Origin of the sequence: Dactylosporangium sp. CA-052675 (genome assembly GCF_050947935.1) — a bacterium.
Taxonomy (GTDB): Bacteria; Actinomycetota; Actinomycetes; order Mycobacteriales; family Micromonosporaceae; genus Dactylosporangium.
On record NZ_CP192010.1, the window covers coordinates 3788782 to 3807841 of the forward strand.

At 74.4% G+C, this 19060-nt stretch carries 13 protein-coding genes and 1 pseudogene; 7 read left to right on the plus strand and 7 right to left on the minus strand.

The annotated features are described in order from the left end of the window. Nucleotides 1–154 precede the first annotated feature (154 nt). From ACQP1P_RS17280 to ACQP1P_RS17290, 3 genes are all read right to left on the minus strand, one after another. Nucleotides 155–1441, minus strand: a complete 1287-nt coding sequence (locus ACQP1P_RS17280) for an SLC13 family permease (RefSeq protein ID WP_433087692.1) — start codon at nucleotides 1439–1441, stop codon at nucleotides 155–157. Between the two features lie 78 nt (nucleotides 1442–1519). Beyond that, the gene (locus ACQP1P_RS17285) at nucleotides 1520–1813 is read right to left on the minus strand and encodes a hypothetical protein (RefSeq protein ID WP_433087693.1); all 294 of its coding nucleotides are present in this window, start codon (nucleotides 1811–1813) and stop codon (nucleotides 1520–1522) included. 68 nt (nucleotides 1814–1881) lie between these two features. Beyond that, entirely contained in the window at nucleotides 1882–2559 is a 678-nt protein-coding gene (locus ACQP1P_RS17290) for a M23 family metallopeptidase (protein ID WP_433087694.1), read from the minus strand. Between the two features lie 255 nt (nucleotides 2560–2814). Between ACQP1P_RS17290 and ACQP1P_RS17295 the strand changes: the two genes are divergently transcribed. Together ACQP1P_RS17295 and ACQP1P_RS17300 are read left to right on the plus strand one after the other, a co-directional pair. Continuing rightward, on the plus strand, nucleotides 2815–4740 hold the full coding sequence (locus tag ACQP1P_RS17295) for a protein kinase domain-containing protein (RefSeq protein ID WP_433087695.1): 1926 nt from the start codon (nucleotides 2815–2817) through the stop codon (nucleotides 4738–4740). 330 nt (nucleotides 4741–5070) lie between these two features. After that, the gene (locus tag ACQP1P_RS17300) at nucleotides 5071–6048 is read left to right on the plus strand and encodes a TerC/Alx family metal homeostasis membrane protein (protein WP_433087696.1); all 978 of its coding nucleotides are present in this window, start codon (nucleotides 5071–5073) and stop codon (nucleotides 6046–6048) included. Nucleotides 6049–6484: 436 nt separating this feature from the next. On the opposite strand, the pseudogene ACQP1P_RS17305 reads toward ACQP1P_RS17300, so the two are convergent. Then, a pseudogene (locus tag ACQP1P_RS17305) lies at nucleotides 6485–6688 on the minus strand (helix-turn-helix domain-containing protein); the annotation flags it as partial. A 236-nt stretch (nucleotides 6689–6924) separates the two neighbouring features. On the opposite strand from ACQP1P_RS17305, the gene ACQP1P_RS17310 reads away from it, so the two are divergent. The 4 genes from ACQP1P_RS17310 to ACQP1P_RS17325 all read left to right on the plus strand — a co-directional run bounded on the left by ACQP1P_RS17310 (nucleotide 6925) and on the right by ACQP1P_RS17325 (nucleotide 9734). Continuing rightward, on the plus strand, nucleotides 6925–7491 hold the full coding sequence (locus tag ACQP1P_RS17310; protein ID WP_433087697.1) for a TetR/AcrR family transcriptional regulator: 567 nt from the start codon (nucleotides 6925–6927) through the stop codon (nucleotides 7489–7491). A gap of 67 nt (nucleotides 7492–7558) precedes the next feature. After that, nucleotides 7559–7888: an aldehyde dehydrogenase family protein gene (locus ACQP1P_RS17315; protein WP_433087698.1), complete on the plus strand. Its 330-nt coding sequence runs from the start codon at nucleotides 7559–7561 to the stop codon at nucleotides 7886–7888. 110 nt (nucleotides 7889–7998) lie between these two features. Next, entirely contained in the window at nucleotides 7999–8793 is a 795-nt protein-coding gene (locus ACQP1P_RS17320) for a glucose 1-dehydrogenase (RefSeq protein ID WP_433087699.1), read from the plus strand. A gap of 125 nt (nucleotides 8794–8918) precedes the next feature. After that, nucleotides 8919–9734 (plus strand): TIGR03620 family F420-dependent LLM class oxidoreductase, encoded by an 816-nt coding sequence (locus ACQP1P_RS17325; RefSeq protein WP_433087700.1) that lies wholly within the window; start codon nucleotides 8919–8921, stop codon nucleotides 9732–9734. Nucleotides 9735–9970: 236 nt separating this feature from the next. Here the strand turns inward: ACQP1P_RS17325 and ACQP1P_RS17330 are convergent, their stop codons facing one another. Then, the gene (locus ACQP1P_RS17330; RefSeq protein ID WP_433087701.1) at nucleotides 9971–13648 is read right to left on the minus strand and encodes an AAA family ATPase; all 3678 of its coding nucleotides are present in this window, start codon (nucleotides 13646–13648) and stop codon (nucleotides 9971–9973) included. Nucleotides 13649–13824: 176 nt separating this feature from the next. Between ACQP1P_RS17330 and ACQP1P_RS17335 the strand changes: the two genes are divergently transcribed. After that, nucleotides 13825–15726, plus strand: a complete 1902-nt coding sequence (locus ACQP1P_RS17335; RefSeq protein ID WP_433087702.1) for a putative bifunctional diguanylate cyclase/phosphodiesterase — start codon at nucleotides 13825–13827, stop codon at nucleotides 15724–15726. A gap of 92 nt (nucleotides 15727–15818) precedes the next feature. Here the strand turns inward: ACQP1P_RS17335 and ACQP1P_RS17340 are convergent, their stop codons facing one another. Beyond that, nucleotides 15819–16781 (minus strand): helix-turn-helix domain-containing protein, encoded by a 963-nt coding sequence (locus tag ACQP1P_RS17340; protein WP_433087703.1) that lies wholly within the window; start codon nucleotides 16779–16781, stop codon nucleotides 15819–15821. A 354-nt stretch (nucleotides 16782–17135) separates the two neighbouring features. Further along, nucleotides 17136–19025: an ABC transporter ATP-binding protein gene (locus tag ACQP1P_RS17345; protein ID WP_433090032.1), complete on the minus strand. Its 1890-nt coding sequence runs from the start codon at nucleotides 19023–19025 to the stop codon at nucleotides 17136–17138. Nucleotides 19026–19060 lie beyond the last annotated feature (35 nt).

The window sequence follows — 19060 nt, forward strand, 5'->3', positions numbered from 1 at the left end:
GGCGGGCAGCCGTGTCCGCTGTCCCGCCCGCCGGTGCCGCAGCAACCCTGGCGAATCGATATGACCGTGGTCCCGCGGCGCTATGACAGTCTTGTGACGAACTGTCCCGAACCGTTCAGTGGCACTGGACGGTTGTCGTGGCGGTGGACGGTTGTCAGGCGAAGTAGCGCAGCCAGACGTACCCCCAGGCGATGACGGTCGTCATGACCGTGGTGATGATGCCGTACCGCGTGAACTGCCAGAAGCTGATCGGCTCCCCGGACCGGGCCGCGATGCCCAGCACCACGACGTTGGCGCTGGCGGCGACCGCGGTGCCGTTGCCGCCGAAGTCCGCCCCGAGCGCGAACGCCCACCACAGCGACCGGCCCGTCTCCGGGTCCGGCGTGGTGGCCACGATGTCCTCGACGATCGGGGCCATCGTGGCGACGTAGGGGATGTTGTCGAAGAACGCCCCCAGGATCGCCGAGCCGAACAGCAGCCCCGTCGCGGCCGTGAAGTAGTCGTCGCCGACCTGGCCGGTCGCCCAGGTGCCGATGCGGTGGATCACGCCGGTCTCCACCAGGCCGCCGACCATGACGAACAGTCCCATGAAGAACACGAGCGTCGACCACTCGACCTCCTCGAGGTACCGCTGCGTGGGCACCCGGGATACGAGCACCATGAGCCCGGCCCCGAGCAGCGCGATGATCGCGGGCTCGACGTGGATGACGGCGTGCAGCGCGAAGCCGGTCACGACCAGCGACAGCACCGCGAGGCAGCGCCACAGCAGCCGCCGGTCGGTGATCGCGTCCCGCGGGTCGAGCGCCATGATCTCGGCGACGCGCTCGGGGTGGTACTCGAAGCGCTTGCGGAACATGACCCACGCCAGCAGCACGAAGAGCGCGAACAGCACCCCCACGATCGGCGCCATGTGGATGACGAAGTCGTTGAACGTGAGCCCGGCCCGGCTGCCGATGATGATGTTCGGCGGGTCGCCGATGAGCGTCGCCGCGCCGCCGATGTTGGACGCCAGCGCCTCGGCGATGAGGTACGGCGCCGCCGGGATGCCCAGCTTGCGGCAGACCAGCACGGTCACCGGCGCCACGAGCATGATGGTGGTGACGTTGTCCAGGAACGGCGAGGCCACCGCGGTGATGACCATGAGCATCACGAGCAGCTTGTACGGCCGGCCGCGCGAGCGTTTCGCGGCCCAGACGGCCATGAACTCGAACAGCCCGGTCTGCTTGATCACCCCGACGATGATCATCATGCCGAGCAGCAGGAAGATGACGTTCCAGTCGATGCCGGCGTGCTCGGAGAAGAACACGTCCTTGCCGGGCACGAGCCCGAGCAGGGCCATGGCCCCGGCCGCGCCGAGCGCGACGGCGACGCGGTGCACTTTCTCGGTGGCGATGAGGGCGAAGGCCACGGTGAAGATGGCGATCGCCAGGACGGCACTCATACGGGATGGACCTCCTGAAGGCAAACGGGTCTATGCCGTCGACCCGGACGGGCCACGGCTGGTGCTGGTGCTGTGCCTTCAGGAGTTCGGGGGACCCCGGCAGCCGGCGGGCTCGCCGGACCACCCGATGCTGAGCTTCGTCGTGGACTGTTCTGGCGTACCGGCGGCGAAGCGCGGTTGCGCCTCGCCCTCGGCCGCGACCGGGGTCGCGGACACCGCGTCGCGCACGTCGGCGGCGAGCGCGGCGTGCGCGGGCGCGGCGCGCTGCACCTGGAAGGTGTCGCCGGGCACCGCGTGGTGCGCGAGGCTGAGCCCGAGCAGCAGCGCGCAGACCGCAAGGGCCAGTCCGGCCACCGCTGCGCGTGCTCGCATGCTCACCCCCTGCTCAAACGCCGAGAATACCAGGGGGTGAGAGTCCACTATGGACCTTCGGTGGCCGGTCAGGCCGGCGGCCGCGCCTCGCTCGCCGCGCAGTTGCGGCTGGTGCGCGTCTGGTCCGGGGAGTGCTCGTCGCTGGTGATGCCGGACGGCACCCCGTCGAACACGGCCTCCACCTTGTCCCCGTTGCCGCGGGTCCGCTTCGGGTCGAGCCGGTCGTTGAGCTGCTCGTAGTGCAGATGGTCGACGGTCGTGGACCCGGTGTGCCCGACCACCCCGATCGGCTGCCCGGGCGCGACGGCGTCGCCGGTGCGCACCCGCGGGGCGGCCGCGAAGTGCCCGTACTCGGTGAACCAGCCGCCCCCGTGGTCGATGATCACGCCGTACCCGAGCCCGCCGCGGGTCCCGGACGACCCCGCCGGGGCCGGCTTGCCGTCGCCGAGCGTCGCGCTCCACCCCGCCCACGTCACGGTCCCGCCGGCCGAGGCGAGCACGGTCCGGCCGCCGGTCGCCCCCGACGCGGCGAAGAAGTCGATGTCGAAGTCGTCATGCCCCGGGTACGTCGTGAGCGTCCAGACCTCGCCGCAGGGGAACGGCATCTGGAAGGCGGGCCGCGGCCCCGGCGGCGACGGCGGCGCGGGTGGCTCCCCGGCCCGCTGCCGGATCGCCACGTACGACACCGCGACGCACCCGGCGATGACCATGAAGGCCACGAGCCGGTACACGCCACGCGGCGTCACCCGGACCGCCCGTCCCGCAACATGGCCCAACTGTGCCACGCCCGCGCCGCCGTGATCCTGGCCACACGGGCGCCTCCCCGGGGGGCTCCGGGCGCGTTGTTGGGTATGCGGGGGGCCTGCGGATGCCGTGCGGATGCCCCGGGACCAGCCGAATCGACACCTAACCGTCACGTGGCGGATGGGCGGCGGACGGTAGGGTAGCAGTGCGGCAGGGGTGTGGCATCCGGGCAGAGCTGGGGGGCGTTGCAGGAGACCATGGAGCTTGATGGGCGGTATCGCCTGGACCGGGTCACCGGGACCGGGGGGACCGCGGAGATCTGGCATGGCGCCGACCGGCTGTTGCATCGGCCGGTCGCGGTTCGCATTCCGCATCTGAGCGCGGCCGACGTCACCGACCGGTTCCTCACCGGCGGCCGCATCGCCGCACGTCTCGTGCACGCCAACATCGCCGCCGTCTATGACGTGGGCGTCGTCGACCTGCCGGAGCGGGGCTCCACGCCCTACGTCGTCATGGAGCTCGCCGAGGGGCCGTCGCTCGACGTCCTGCTCGACGAGGGAGCCCTGTCGTGGCGGGAGGCCGCCCGGATCGGGGCCCAGGTCGCGGCCGCGCTCGCCCACGCGCACGGGCAGTGGGTCACGCACGGTGGCCTGACGCCCGCCAAGATCCTGCTCGGCGAGCTCGGGGCCAAGGTCGTCGGGTTCGCCGGCGACGGCGAGTTCGAGCCCGCCGCGGCCGCCGCCGACGTGCGCGCCCTCGGCGGGGTCCTCGCCGGCTGCGTCGGGGGACAGGTCGGTGACGGCGCCCCGGCCGAGCTGTTCGAGCTCGTCGACCGCTGCCTGCGCGTCGACGCCGCCGAGCGGCCCTCCAGCGACGAGGTCGCGCTCATCCTCGCCGAGCTGTCCGGCACCACCGTCGACCTGCCGGCCTGGCTGAGCGAGGCGGCCGAGTCGCGCCGCACGGCGGTGCTGGCCAACCTGCGCCCCGACGCCCACCACGCCGACCGCCGGTCCCGCGCCGCCCGCCTGAGCCGCTCCCTGCGCTCCGGGAGTTCCGCCCTGGCCGACCGCTTCGGCAACGCCGCCCGGGCCATGCGCTCGGAGCGCGCCGCGCGTGCCGGGCGAGCCGGCACCCCGGAGGATCTGATCCGCCCCGCCGGTGACCTCGCCTGGGCCACCGACCCCGGCCGCCCGGTGGCCGGCCGCCCCGACCTCGATCTGGACCTCGCGCACTCCAACGCCGACGACGCCATCGTCATCCGCACGGCCGCGGCCCCCGCCGAGGAGCACACCCATCCGGTGCAGCCGGCAATTCGCCGCCCCGACTTCGTGCGCTCGGCCGCCGATCGCTCCGACCTCGCCCGGCTGGTCGCGGAGCGCTCCGGCCGGGCCGCGCAGGCCGGCCCGCCCGCGGTCGAGGCGCCCGGGCCTGCCCGCCAGCCCCGGCACGCGGCCGACGAGGAGACCCGGCCGCTGCTCGTCGCGCCCCGGCGGCCAGCCGCCGCGCGGAGCCGAGCCGTCGCCACCGCCGCCGGGGCCGGGGCCGGGGCCGGGATCCTGGCGCGGACCGGGCTCGTCGGTGACGGCGGCCTCAACGGGAGCCTCCGGGCGTTCGGGGACTGGATGCACGAGCAGGCCGGGCGGTTCCGGTCGCGGCGCTGGGCACTGCGCACCGGGGCGGTCACCGCCGGGGTCGCGGTGGTGCTGGCCGGTGCGGTCGGGGCCCTCGGGTCGTCCGGGACCGGGATGGTGCCGTGGCTCGGGCGGTCGCCCGAGGTCGCCGCGGTGCCGCCGGTCGACACGCCGCCGACCGGGCAGGACGTCGCGCCGCCGGCCACCGCCGGGCCCACCGGGGAGGCGCCGCGGCCCACGCCCACCATCGCCTCGACCGGCAAGAACCGGCCGGTCACCAGCACGACCGGGCCCGGGCACCCGGCCCCGCCGCCGCCGTCGGTGCCGCCGATCGAGAGCTCGGCGTCGCCGACCACGTCGGCCTCGCCGTCCGCGTCCGCCTCGCCCACGGTGTCGGCCTCGCCGACCGGTTCGCCGGAGCCGACCGGCTCGGCCGAGCCGAGCGAGCCGCCCGCGTCGAGCCCGGCCGAGGTGGTCAGCGCCCCGCCGGCCGGTGCCGGCCCGAACGCGACCACGGGGCCGCCGCCCGGGTTCGTGGAGACGTCCGGCTAGGACGCGCGCCGGTTCCGGGGCCGGCTCCCGCCGTCGCGGGCCGGTTCCGGGGCTGACCCCCGACGGCCTCAACCGCGGGGCGTCCGGTTGGACGCGGGCCGGTTTCGAGGGCTGAGCCCGACGGTCGCGACCACGGGGCGGCCGGTTGGGCGCGGGCCGGTGCCGCGTTCAGGAAACGTCCAGGTTGATGCCGTATCATCGGTCGCTGAGGGGAGTACCTCGCAAGGTCGTTCCGGTCAGTACGAGCCGCCGATGCGGTTCCCGGACGGCCACCCGCCGGGCGGGTGAGGGAGACCTCGAACGTGTGACGCCGCGTTCGAGGAGACCCGTATGCCCGCCGAGTCCATCGCGTCCCCCCAGCTCTGGGCGGTGACCATCGCCGTCCTGCTCGGACTGCTCACCCTCGACTTCATCCTGACCCGCAAGCCCCACGACGTGCCGATGCGCGAGGCCGTGGCCTGGTCCGTCTTCTACCTCGCGCTCCCGGCCGTGTTCGGCGTCTACGTGTGGCTCGCCCACGGCGGCGAGCCCGGCGTCGAGTTCTTCACCGGCTACGTGGTCGAGAAGTCACTCTCGATCGACAACCTGTTCGTCTTCATGCTGCTGCTCGGCGCGTTCGCGGTACCGGCGAACCTGACCCAGCGCGTCCTGCTCTACGGCATCGTCGGCGCGCTCGTGCTGCGGGGCGTGTTCATCGCCGCCGGGGCCGCGCTGCTCAGCGCCGGCACGTGGGCGTTCCTGCTGTTCGGGGCGGTGCTCATCGTGACCGCGGCCAAGGTGCTGCGCGACGCGCTGCGCCACGGCGAGCACGCGGTCGACCCGGGCAACATGCGCGCCACGCGGCTGCTGCGGCGGCTCATGCCGGTCACGGACGAGTACCACGGCGCCCGGCTCACCATCCGCCGGGCCGGGCGGCGCGCGCTCACCCCGATGGCCCTGGTCGTGGCCGCGGTGTTCCTGACCGACGTGGTGTTCGCGGTCGACTCGGTGCCGGCGGTGTACGGCGTGACGAGCGACCCGTACCTGGTGTTCGCCACGAACGCGTTCGCCCTGCTCGGGTTGCGCGCCCTGTACTTCGTGCTGCGCAACGCCCTGGCCAAGCTGCGCCACCTCAACCACGGCCTCGCGATCATCCTCGCGTTCATCGGCGCCAAGCTCGTGCTGCACTGGGCGCACACGGTGTGGACGTGGGTGCCGGAGGTGCCGACGCCGCTCTCGCTGGTCGTGATCATCGCGACCCTGGCCGTGGTGACCGCGACGAGCATCATGGCCAACCGCCGGGAGGAACTCGCCCGCGCACGGCCGTGACCGCCACGCGCAGCGCCACGCCCGACCGGCGTGGCGCGCGTCTGCCACGCCGTCCGGGGCGGCGGACGTTGGTGCGTGCGGGATTGCGCGTGTCGTGCACGAGCGTTGCGCGGCGCGCGCAGCGGCGCGTCGTCCGGCGTGGCGGGCGTTGCTGCGTGCGGCATTGCGCGTGTCGTGCACGAGCGCTGCGCGGCGCGCGCAGCGGCACGCCGTCCTGGCGGGGATCGGCACCCGGACCGGCGCGCCGAGGGCGAGCGTTCACGTGCTGACGGCACGAATCCGGGAGGGGCGGGCGAGCCCCCGGCGGTACCGTCGCCGCATGGACGAGCCCGACACCTTCGATCCCTACGCGGGGGCCGCCGACTACGACGGCGCTGACCTGCTCGATGACGACCTCTCACCCGTGGTCGACGACCCCGCGACCGCCTAGGTGCCCTGACCAGAAACGCTGGCCGGGTTGTTCGGGTCTGGTGCTGGCCGTCGCGACGATGAACGCCTCGTCGTCTTCACTGATCAGGCGGGGACGGCCACCGGCCCACTGAGGGTTGAGGCTGGCCATGCCCATCTCGTTGCACCGGTGAATGACTTGCCGGACCGAGCCCTCATCGGCCTGGACCAGCCTCGCGATCACAGGCACGCCGGGCGGCGGGTCATCCAACACCGTGAACGTTCGTGGTCAGGACACACGATGCGCGTCGGTGGCGGGTCCGCCTGCACGCTGTGCACACGGTTCGGCAACGTACCCCTCCGCTGACCCGGTCCTGCTGATGACTCGGCCGAGCGCCTCCGCCGCGGTAGTTTAGTAACCACTAAAATAAGGAGCGATATCGGAGGACGATGATGGCAGGCGGACGACCGCGCTCCTTCGACAGCGACGTGGCTCTCGACCGGGCGCTCGAGGTGTTCTGGCGTCAGGGCTATGAGGGCACGGCGATCTCGGACCTGACCAAGGCGATGGGGATCAGCAACGCGCCCAGCCTCTACAACGCCTTCGGCAACAAGGAGCAGCTGTTCGTGAAGGTGCTCGACCGTTATGCCGACGGGCCGGCCCGATACATCCGGGAGGCGTTCGAGCAGCCGACGGCGCGAGGGACGGTGGAGTCGCTGCTGCACGGCGCCGCGGATGCGACCACCGATCCGGATCATCCGCGGGGATGCCTCACGGTGCAGGGCGGCCTGGCGTGCTCGTCGCAGGCGGAGCCGGCGCGCGATGAGCTGACGGCGCGGCGGGCGGCCGGTGAGGCGGCTCTGCGGGAGCGGCTGCAGCGGGCCCGCGCCGACGGGGAGATCCCCGAGGAATCCGACGCCGACGGCCTCGCGCTCTATTTCACGACCATCTACCAGGGACTCGCGGTTCAGGCGTCGGGCGGGGCCACCCGGGAGCAGCTGCACGCCATCGTGAACATGGCGATGGCCGTGTGGCCTCAGCGGCCGGCCGGCTGATCGGGCGCCACCGGCTCGCGCGACCGCCTCGCTACGGATCGGCGATCCACTGCTCGACGGCACCGGCTTGGGCCCGCTGGTGCCGCGCGAGCAGTTCGACCGGGTCACCGGCTACCTTGCGGCCGGCCGGGAGGAGGGCGCCGACCGCTCTTGCGGGCGATTCTCTTGCGGGCGACACCGCACTCGCGCGGCTTCGTCGAGCCGACGCTTTCACCACGTCACCGACGACATGACCATCGCCGGGGATGCGATCTTCAGCCCGGTGCTGTCCGCGATCCCGGTCAACGACTGCGGCTGCACCGACCCGGCGGCTACAGGGTGTCCGGCTACGGCCGGGAGAACGGCCGCGACGGCTACCCACTGCCCGCGGAAAGCCGTCCGGCTCCGCCGCCGCTGACCCGCAGGCCCGGCCGGCCCGTTGACCCGGGGCCGGCCGTGGCTGCCTGCCGGCGCAGGTCACACCACCCCCTCCCTTGACGGGCGCATCCGATCGTCGGTAGTTTTCTAGTGCTCGCTAAAAAACTACGACAACGGACAAGAGGGGCTCCCATCATGGGTCAGCTTGACGGCAAGACCGCGATCGTCACCGGTGGCACCACGGGGATCGGCCTGGCCACCGCGCAGCGATTCGCTGCCGAGGGCGCACACGTCTACGTCACCGGCCGCCGGCAGGACGTTCTGGACGCTGCGGTCGCCACGATCGGGCACGGTGCGACCGGCGTACGCGGTGATGTCGCCGATCTCGGCGACCTGGACCGTCTCTACGCGACCGTGGCAGGGGACAACCGGCGCATCGACGTGCTGTTCGCCAATGCCGGCGGCGGCGAGTTCTCCACCCTGGAGCAGGTCACCGAGAAGCACTTCGACGAGACGTTCGGCGCGAACACCAGGGGCATGCTGTTCACCGTGCAGAAGGCGCTGCCGCTGCTCAATGACGGCGCGTCGGTCATTCTGCAGTCGTCCACGGCCGCGACGGTCGGCAATGAGGCCTTCGGCGTGTACGCGGCGTCCAAGGCGGCGGTGCGCTCGTACGCCCGGACCTGGGCGGCGGAGCTCAAGGGCCGCTCGATCCGGGTCAACGCGATCAGCCCGGGCGCGATCGACACCCCCGGAGTCGACGGTCTGATGCCCAGCCAGGAGGAGGCCGACCAGCTCAAGGCGCACTTCGCCAGCAGCATCCCGTTGGGCCGCATCGGCCGCCCCGACGAGGTCGCGAACGCCGCGCTGTTCCTTGCCTCGGATCAGAGCAGCTTCATCACCGGCATCGAGCTGTTCGTCGACGGTGGCCAAAACCAGATCTGACCCTCCCGCGCGGAGGCGGGACCCCTTGCCCCGGCCCAACTCCGCAGTTTGCGCATCACCTGACATGTGAGAGGACGACCGTCATGCGGCTGGGATCGACCGGTATCTGGAGCATCGAGTTGCGCATGTCCGATCCGCACGAGATCGCCGACACCGCCGCCGAACTCGACGACCTCGGCTGGGGGACCCTCTGGTTCCCCGGACTCGGCGGCGGCGACATCCTCGCCGACTCCGAACGGCTGCTGCGCGCTACCCGCCGCCTGAGCGTCGCCATCGGTGTCGCGAGCATCTGGCGGCACCCGGCCGGCGAGATGGCCGCCGGGCACGCACGCCTGCAGGACACCTACGGCCGGCGGCACATGCTGGGCCTGGGGGTCAGCGATCCGGCCGCCGCGCACGCGACGGGCCATCCGTACCGGCCGCTGACCGACATGGGCCGCTACCTCGACGACCTCGACCATGCCCCCGCCCCGGTGCCCGCGGCGGAGAGGCTCATGGCCGCTCTGGGCCCGAGCATGACCGATCTCGCCGGACAGCGCACCGCCGGTGTCCACCCGTTCATGGTCACCCCGGACTACACCGCCGCCGCGCGCGAACGGCTGGGTGACGGCCCGCTGATCGCGCCCTACCAGGCCGTCGTGCTGGAACGTGACCCGGCGACCGCCCGCGCCGCGGCCCGCGACTTCCTCGCGGTGTTCCTCGGCATGGACCACTACGCGCGAAGTCTGCTCCGCCAGGGCTTCACCGAGCACGACCTCGCCGCCGGAGGCAGCGACCGGCTGATCGACAGCGTCGTGGCCTGGGGCGACGTCGACGCCATCGGCGCCCGTGTGCGTGCTCACCACCAGGCCGGAGCCGACCACGTCTGCCTGCACGTCGTGGGTGCCGGGGCCGGCATGCCGCTTGCCCAATGGCGCGAGCTGGCCGTGCTCACCGCCTGATCCCGGCGGACCCGCGGCCCGGCCGGCAGGAAGCGCGGCCGGGTCGCGCCCGGCCGTCGGCCGGCGGCGGGAACGCGTCCGGCCCGTCCGGCGTCCAGCACTCCGGACGGGTCCGGACGGGGCGCGCCCGGAGACCGTCCGGACGGGGCGCGCCCGGAGACCGTCCGGACGGGGCGCGCCCGGAGACCGTCCGGACGGGGCGCGCCCGGAGACCGTCCGGACGCGGCGCGCCCGGCTCAGCAGGGCCGGGTGAAGGGCGCCGACGGCACGTACTGCTCCCACTCCGCCCGGCTGATCGCCGCCCCCGCGCCCGAGCAGATGCCGGCGCCCGCGTGCTCCGGGTCGGTGTCCCAGCGGCGGGTCGTGCCGTCGTCGGCGCCCGCGGCCAGGGTGCGCCCGTCGGGGCTGAACGCGACCACGTAGTACGCGTCGTCGGTGCGGCCCAGCGTGGCCAGGGCCGCCGGGCGGGACGGCTCGCGCACGTCCCAGAGCCACACGGTGCCGTCGGTCGACGCGGCGGCGAGGCGGTCGCCGCCGGGGGCGAACGCGACCCAGTCCACGTAGCTCGCGGGGCCGGTGAGGCGGCGGGGGAGCGGTACCGGATGCGCGGGGTCGGCGAGCGTCCACAGCTGGATGCTCTTGTCGGCGCTGCCGGCCGCGAGCAGGCGCCCGTCGGGGCTGAAGGCGGCGCTGTAGGCGTAGCCGGTGAACCCGCCGAGGGTCGTGAGCAGCCGGGGCCGGGCCGGGTCGGCGACGTCGAACAGGCGCACGCCGCCGTCGGTGTCGGTCGCGGCCAGCAGCGGGCGGCCCGGGTCGAACGCGACGGAGAGCACGATGGCCTTGGAGCCGGGGATCGTGGCGAGCGGGCGCGCGGCGGGCACGTCCCACAGGTACACGTTGCCGTCGTCGCCGGCCGCGGCCAGCACGGTGCCGCCGGGGGCGAACGCGAGCGACTCGACGAGGTCCTTCCCGGCGATCAGCGGCGCCCCGGTGCGGCTCGGGCGGGACGGGTCGGCGACGTCCCACAGGTCGATCTCGCCGGTGCGGGTGGCGGCGGCGAGCAGGCGGCCGCCGGGTGCGTAGGCGGCGGTGCCCGCGTACCCGTCGGCGCCGGGCGGGCGGCTCAGCGGCGCGCTCCACGGGGTGGGGCCGGCCGGGTCGGTGAGGTGCCAGAGCCGGACGGTCTGGTCCTTGCCGGCGACCGCGAGGGTGCTGCCGTCGGGGCTGTAGGCGGTGGTGAACACTCCGCCGGACGAGCCGGTGAGCAGCGGCCCGGGCAGCGTCCAGGTGCGGATGTACCCGTCGGTGCTCGCGCTGGCCAGCCCGTGCCCGTCGGGGGTGACGGCGACGGCGGTGACCGGGGCCGGGTGCGGCAGGCGCTGGCGGCGGCGGCCGGTGGCGACCTCGAACACGGTGACGCTCTTGTCGCTGGAGCCGGCCAGGAGGGTCTCGCCGCCGGGGGCGAACGCGAGCGCGTTGACCCAGCTCGCCGGGCCGGTGATGGGCGGGCCGTGCGCGGCCGCGCGGGCGGGGTCGGCGACGTCCCAGAGCCGGACGGTGGCGTCGCCGCTGCCGCTGGCCAGCAGCCGGCCGTCGGGGCTGAACGCGACGGCGAGGACCTTGCCGGTGTGCCCGGGCAGGGCGGCGAGGTGGGCGGGGGCGGCCGGGCCGTCGACGCTCCACAGGTGCACGAGCCGGTCGGCGGTGCCGGCGGCGAGGGTCCGCCCGTCGGGGCTGTAGGCGAGGGACTGCACCACGTCGGACGCCTCGGGCAGGGGCGGCGCGGGCAGCAGCCCGGCCGCGCCGACCTGCCAGCGGTGCACGGCGTGATCGGCGCCGCCCGCGGCCAGGGTGTGCCCGTCGGGGCTGAACGCCAGGGCGTAGACGGTGCCGGCCGGCCCGCCGAGCGGCGGCAGGGTCTGCGGGTGGGCCGGGTCGTCGAGGCGCCACACGAAGACCTTCCCCTCCGCGCCGGCCGCGGCCAGCAGGCGCCCGTCGGGGCTGGCGGCGACCGCGTACAGGGCCTCGGCGGGGCCGGGCAGGGGCACGCCGGCGGGGCCGGGCGCGGCCGAGGTCCGCCAGAGCCGGACCGCGTGGTCGGCCCCGGCCGCGGCGAGCAGCCCGCGCCCGGGCAGCAGCACGACCGCCTGGGCCGCGCGGTCGAACGGGCCGAGCCGGGCCGGGGTGGGCGTGGCGGTCGCGTCGAGCAGGGCGGAGCGCGCCTCGAGCGTCGGGGCGGTGCGGTACGCGGCCAGCGCCACCTGCCCGGCCAGGGTGGGGTCGCGCTCGCGGAGCCAGTCGGCGCGCCCGGCGATCATCCGGGAGAGGGCCGCGTTGCGCTGCTCGACGGCCGCGTGCCGCTGCTGGAACGCGTACCCGGACAGCAGCAGCGTGCTGAGCGCGAGCACGGACAGGGCGGCGATCGTGCGGTACAGCCGCCGGGTCGTCCGCCGCGCGTGCCGGGCGCTGGCGCGCAGGAAGTCGGCCAGCGGCGGGGAGACCTCGGCCGGGTGCTCGTGGGCCCAGTCCTGCGCCGCGGCCAGCCTCGTGCCGCCGTAGAGGGCCGCCGGGTCCCGCCGCTCCCGCTGCCAGGCCGCGGCGGCCGCGGCGAGTTGCTGGCGCACGACGAGCCCGGACCGCCCGTCCCGCAGCCACCCGTGCAGCCGGGGCCAGGCGGTGAGCAGGGCCTCGTGGCTGAGCCGGACGGTGCCGTCCTCGGCGGTGATGAGCCGGTGGCGCACGAAGCGCTCGAGGATGGCCTCGGCCTCGGCGGTGTCGGCGGTGTCGAGGGCGAGCTCGGCGAGCAGGCCGGCGGTCGGGACCACGCGCCGGGTGTCGACGGTGTCGACGCCGACGTGCACGAGCGCGGTGAGCAGGCGCCGGGCGGGTTCGCGGCCGGACGCGGGCAGCCCGGCCCAGACCTCCTCGGCGGTGGCCGCGACGGCGCCGCTGATCCCGCCGGCCCGCCGGTACCCGGCCAGGGTGAGCCGCCGGTCGGCCTGCCACATGGTGAACAGCACGTGGGCCAGCAGCGGCAGCGTCGCGTGCTCGGCGCCGGCCTCGGCCAGCAGCAGCTCCACGAGCCCGTGCTCGACGTCGACGCCGGCCCGGCGGGCGGGCTCGGTGATCACGGCGCGCAGCTCGTCGCGGGTCATCTCCCCGACGGTGAACTGGTGCTGCTGGGCCGCCTCCAGCAGCGCCGGATACGCCAGCGCCGGCGCGTAGAAGTCGGCCCGCAGGGCGAGCACGACGACGGCGCCGGGCGGCGGGGCGAGGCTCGCGACGAAGGCGGTGGGATCGGTACCGCCGGTCAGCAGTTGCTCCGCCTGGTCCACGACGAGCAGCGCCTTGCCGGCCACGCCGGGCGGGAAGGCGGGACCGGCGGCGCCGGGCATGACGATCTCGGCCGTCCAGCCCTCGGCCCGCAGCGCCGCGACGAGCCCGGCCCGCAGCAGCGAGGACTTGCCGGAGCCGGACGCGCCCACGACGAGCAGCAGCCCGCCCCCGCCGGCGTGCCGGGCCGCGACCCGTTCGCGCAGCGCGGCCGTCATCCGCTCGCGGCCGAAGAACCAGGGGGCGTCGGACGGCTGGAAGCTCGCCAGGCCGCGGTACGGCTCCCCGGCGGCGGCGCGGCTCACGGGCCGGTGCCGGATGCGGTGCCAGGCGGCGAGCCAGTCCCCGACCGCCCCGGCCGGGACCCCGCACGCCTCCAGCACCCGCGTGAACAGCGGCTGGGAGCTCAGCGACGGCAGCCCCTTGCCGGAGAACCAGTCGCCGAGGGTGCTCAGCGAGTTGCGGGCGCCCGCCTTCGCGGCGACCTGGCGCACCGACAGCCCGGCCCGCTCGCGCAGCGCGGTGAGGGCCTCGGCGAAGGCGTCACGGTCGCCGATGTGCCGGGGGTCCGGAGTACTCATTGCGCAGGAGAAGGTACCGAATGCGACGACCGGAGGGAACAGTACCTAGGATCCTAGGACGCGAGACCGGGTGTGATCCCGACTCGCAACCGCCGCTCCGATCAACGTGGCCTTCGCGGTGCCGACGATCCGGGTAGTGCGGCCCGCGGATGGCACGGGCGCGGACGGGAGCAGCCGTGTCACGATCGCAAGCCAGGCGGCGAGTCGCGTTCATCGGGCTGGCCCTGGTGCTGCTCGGGCTCACCGGCGTGAGCGTGGTCGGCACGGTGGCGACCCGGCACGTGGCGACGTCGGCGCGCACGGCGGCCTGGCTGGCGGAGGTGTACCACCACGCGCACGAGGCGATCGCGAGCGAGGAGATCTCCAAGCAGCAGTACCGCATCGAGCCCGAGCGGCACGCCCGCGTCGAGCACGCCGACGCCGCGGCCTTGCTGGAGGCGTCGCTGCGTGACATCGAGGCGCACGGCTCCGCGCACGACCGGGCCTTCGTGGCCCGGCTGCGCGCCCTGCACGAGCAGTACCTGGCCGCGGCCGAGCGGTTCTTCTCCGCCGTCGACCGCGCCGACCCGGTGGAGATCCGCCGCGTCGCCGCCGACGACATCGACCCCCTCGAGTCGCAGCTCGGTTCGATGCTGCACGACGCCGAGGAGGAGCAGGACGCGGCGGCCGGCGCGGCCAGCGACCGGCTCGACCGGGTGGAGCGGCTCGTGTTCGTGGCGACGCTGTCGTCCTTCGCCGTCGGGCTGGGCATGATCGTGGTCTTCACGCTCGTCGCGACCGGCTACCAGCGGCGCCTGGTGCGCCAGGCGATGCACGACGAGCTCACCGGCCTGCCGAACCGCAGCGTGTTCCTGGCCCGCACCGCCGAGGCCCTCGACGGCCGGCCGTCGGTGCTCATGCTCGACCTGGACCGGTTCAAGGAGGTCAACGACACCCTCGGCCACCAGTACGGCGACGAGCTGCTGCGGCAGGTCTCGGCCCGCACGACGGCGGCGGTGCGCACCGCGGACACGGTGGCGCGGCTGGCCGGCGACGAGTTCGCGATCCTGCTGCCCGCGACCGGTTCGGCGGACGCGGTCCGGCTCGCCGGGCGGGTCCAGGCGGAGCTGCACCGCAGCTTCGACCTCGGCGACGTGACCGTGGACATCGAGGTGTCGATCGGGGTGGCGTCGGCGCCGCAGGACTCGGGCTCGGCGGACGAGCTGGTGCGGTGCGCGGACATCGCGATGTACACGGCGAAGGACACCAAGGCCGGGGTGCTGGCCTACCAGCCGCAGATGCGCACGGAGGACTCGAGCCGGCTGCTGCTGCTCGGGGACCTGCGCCGGGCGCTGGAGGCCGACGACCAGATCTCGCTGCACTACCAGCCGAAGGTGTCGCTGGCCGACGGGGCCGTGTGCGGGCTGGAGGCGCTGGTGCGGTGGCGGCACCCGGTGCGCGGCCCGATCGCCCCGGCGGACTTCATCCCGGTGGCGGAGACGACCGGGCTGATCAACCGCCTGACGTTGTACGTCCTGCGCCACGCCCTCGCCCAGTCGCGCGCCTGGCTCGACGCGGGCCGCGAGCTGCCGGTGGCGGTGAACCTGTCCCCGCGCTGCCTGCTGGACCCGGGGCTGGTCGACGACGTGACGCGGCTGCTGGCCGAGTACCGGGTGCCGGCCGGGCGGCTGCGGCTGGAGGTGACGGAGTCGGCGGTGATGGCGAACCCGGCGCAGGCCACGGCGACGCTGCGGCAGCTGCACGATCTCGGGGTGCGGCTGTCGATCGACGACTACGGCACCGGGTATTCGTCGATGGCGTACCTCAAGCAGCTGCCGGTCGACGAGCTGAAGATCGACCGGACGTTCGTGCTGCACATGGACACCGACCACGACGACGCCGTGCTGGTGCGCGGGGCGGTGGAGCTGGGCCACAACCTGGGGATGACGGTGGTCGCCGAGGGGGTGGAGGCCGCGGCGCACGCGGACGCGCTGCGGGCGCTCGGGTGCGACATCGCCCAGGGGTACCACTACGCCAGGCCGATGGAGGCCCTGGATCTGGAGCACTGGCTGCAGGCGAAGGTCCTGAGCTTTCTGTAGCTCGCCTCGCTCGTCAGCTCCTCTGGAGCTCGCCCTGCTCCGCCACGAGCCGCTGGTGGCCGCGGCCTCGCGCCGGATCCGCGCCGGCTTCCTCAGGTGCGCAGGGTTCGGCTCGGCAGGTGGCCGTAGACCGCGCGGTACTCGGCGGTGAACCGGCCCGGGTTGGCGAATCCCCAGCGGCGGGCGATCGCCTTCACCGTCACGCCCGCGCCGGGCTCGGCCGCCTGCAGCTCGCGGTGCACGCGCTCCAGCCGGACCCGCCGCAGGTACTCCAGGGGCGTCTGGTCCAGGTGCCGGCGGAACGCGACCTGGAGTCCCCGCACCCCGATCCCGGCGGCGGCGGCGATCGTGGCGGCGGTGAGGGGCTCGTCGGCGTGGGCGTCCATGTAGGCCACGGCGCGGCGGACAGCGGCCGGCGGGATGCGCCCCGGCTCGGGCAGCCGCGCCGCTGTCATCGTGGTGTTCGGGAACACCGTGAGCAGCGACGCGGCCGCTAATCGGCGCAGCTGGTCCAGCAGCAGCGGCGGCAGGTCGGCGTCGCGCACGGCGAGGTGGCGGGTCAGGTGCACGGCGGTCGCGGCCCAGTAGCGGCGCATCGCCTCCGACACCGGCGTCATCGCCTCGAAGCGCAGGTCGGCGGCGGGCATCCCGGTCGCGGCCTCGGCCACGGGGGCGATGACATCCAGCGGTACCCGCACGGTGGCCAGGGACGCGTCGTCGTACTCCGCGGCGAACTCGACGCCGAGCGGGTACAGAAACCCGCCGTGGCGCGGCAGCTCGGCGCTGTCGTCGCGCCCGTGCACGACCCCGCGCCCGTCGGCGACGAACCCGGCGAGCAGGAAGTCGACGGGCTCGACGGCGGCCGCGTAGTGCATGCCCCCGAGCCGCATCAGGTCGGCGCCGAGCCCGTCGTAGTTCGCGGTCCGCAGCGACACGCCGCCCGCCTCGGGGTCGTCGAAGCGCATCCGGGGCCGATGCGGGGCGACCCGGTTGAGCGACTCGGCGGCCTCCTCCCGGTCACGGGTGCGGATTTCGAAGTACCTGGAACTCCCCACGACACCTCCAGTCACAGCAGCCCCGTGCGCATCATGTTGCCGCAATCGACGCTCGTGCGGGTCCGGTCCGCCGGTTTGGCCGTCCCGCGCCGGACGTTCCGGGCCGCGCGATGCCTCCGTGCGGGGTCGGCACGGCCGGTGCCGAACGCAGTGACCAGCGCGTACGTCCGGCAGCCCGGCGCAGCGCACTTCGGCCCGCGCGGGCCGGGGCCTGTCGCGGTATTTGGGATCCGAACGACCTGCTTGCCGCCACCCCGGCGACGGCGGTTTCGGTTTCCGGCCAACGGGCGGAGTTCGGTGGGGGGCGTGGGGTGCGAGAAGGTGCCCAAAGGCAGGATGCGGGCTCGGTGAGGGTCAGGCCAGGTAGCCCGCGGCCTGGAGACGGAACAGTTCGCTGTAGCGACCGCCGGCGTCGATCAGCTCGTCGTGGGTGCCCTGCTCGACGACGCGGCCGTGATGCAGGACGTAGATGCGGTCCGCGTGCCGAACGTTGGCCAGGCGATGGGTGATGAGCAGCGTCGTCAGCCGCCCCTGCCGGTCGCGGATCGCCTGGAACAGGGCATCCTCCGCCCGCGGGTCCAGCGCCGACGACGGCTCGTCCATGATGAGCAGGTCCGCGGTGCGCAAGAAGCCGCGTGCCGCCGTGATGCGCTGCCACTGGCCGCCCGAGAGGTCCTGGCCGTTGGCGAAGGTGCGGTCCAGGAGCGTCTCGTACCCGTGCGGCAGCTCGGCGATCATCTCGTGCGCGGCCGCCCGTACCGCCGCGGCCTCGATCCGCGGCTGGGACGGCTCGGCCGCGGCGTCGCCGATGGCGATGTTCGTCGCGGCGGTGAACGGCCACTTGTGGTACTCCTGCGTCACCACGGCGATGCGCGCCTGCAGCGCCGCGGTGTCCCACGCGGGCAGCGCGCGGCCGTTCCACTCGATCGCGCCCGCGTCGGGCGTGCGCAGCCCCGCGATCATCGACGCCAGCGTGGTCTTGCCGGAGCCGTTCTCGCCCACGAACGCGACGGTCTGCCCGGCGTACACCGTGAGCGACACGTCGTCGACGGCCGGCGTGTCGCGGTCCGGGTAGGCCAGGCACACCCCGCGCACGTCGAGGCGGCGCAGTGCGTCCGGTTCGCCGCGGTTCTCGGCACCGTCGTGCGGCAGGTACTGCTCCGCCCGCTCCATGAACCCGGTGTAGTCGCCGAAATGCCGGCCGTCGGTGTAGATCCGGTCGATCTGCAGCGTCACGGTCGTGAGCGAGCGCTGCGCGGTCTGCACGGCGATGACGCACGTGGCCGCGGCCGCGATCGGGATCTGCCCGCGCATGAGGAGCACCCCGAGCAGCGTGTAGACACCGACGGTGGCGATGCCGCCGATGACCGACCCGACGCTCGTGGTCGTCGTGACCCGCCGGGCCAGGGCGAGCTGGATGTCGGTCTCGGCGCCCATCACCCGGTCGTACTGGTCGAGCAGGAACCTCCGCAGCCCGTAGGAGCGCAGCTCGGTCGCCGAGTCGCGCTCGGCCATGAGCCGGTGCAGCAGCCACAGCCGCCGGCGGCGCACCGAGCCCGCGATGAAGGTCTGGTACCGCTGATGCCCCGCCCGCAGCGACGCCCACGCGTTGGGCACGGTCGCCACGAGCAGCGCGAGCAGCAGCAGGGGATGGATGACGATCACGGCGGCGGCCACGGCGAGCAGCCCCGCCAGCCCGGCGAGCAGGTTCATGGCGCCCTGCACGAGCCCGACCGCCGAGTCGGTGCCGCGCGAGGCGCGCTCCATGTCGTCGGCGAACGCGTCCGCGTCGAACGCGTCCAGCCGCACGGCGGTGGTCACCTCGAACAGTGAGCGCTCGACCTCCCGGTCGACCCGCGGCGTGAGCCCGTTCTGCGCGTACCCGGACGCGATCCCGAGCGTCGCCCGCAGCCCGGTCACGGCGGCCAGCGTGGCGAGCGCCGGCAGCGCCGCGGAGACCCGCTGCGGCGTCGGCCCGCCCGCGAACAGCTCCACCAGCACCTGCCGGGTCGCGAGCAGCCCGAACGACGCGAACACGCCGGAGCCGACGGTCGCGACGCCGACGAGCAGGGTCCGGGCCCGGTCGGCGCGCCAGCTGAGCCGGACGGCGGCGGCGAGCAGGCGGGGCAGTTCGGCGAAGACGGTCCATGTGCCGGCCTCGGCCCGGGCCCGCGCCCCGCTCTCCCACCACATCGCCCGCAGCTCGGGCAGCACCGAGTCGGCGGGTCCGGCCTGGCGCGGCACGGTCCGGTCCCGGGTGTCGGTCGAGTCCTCGGCGC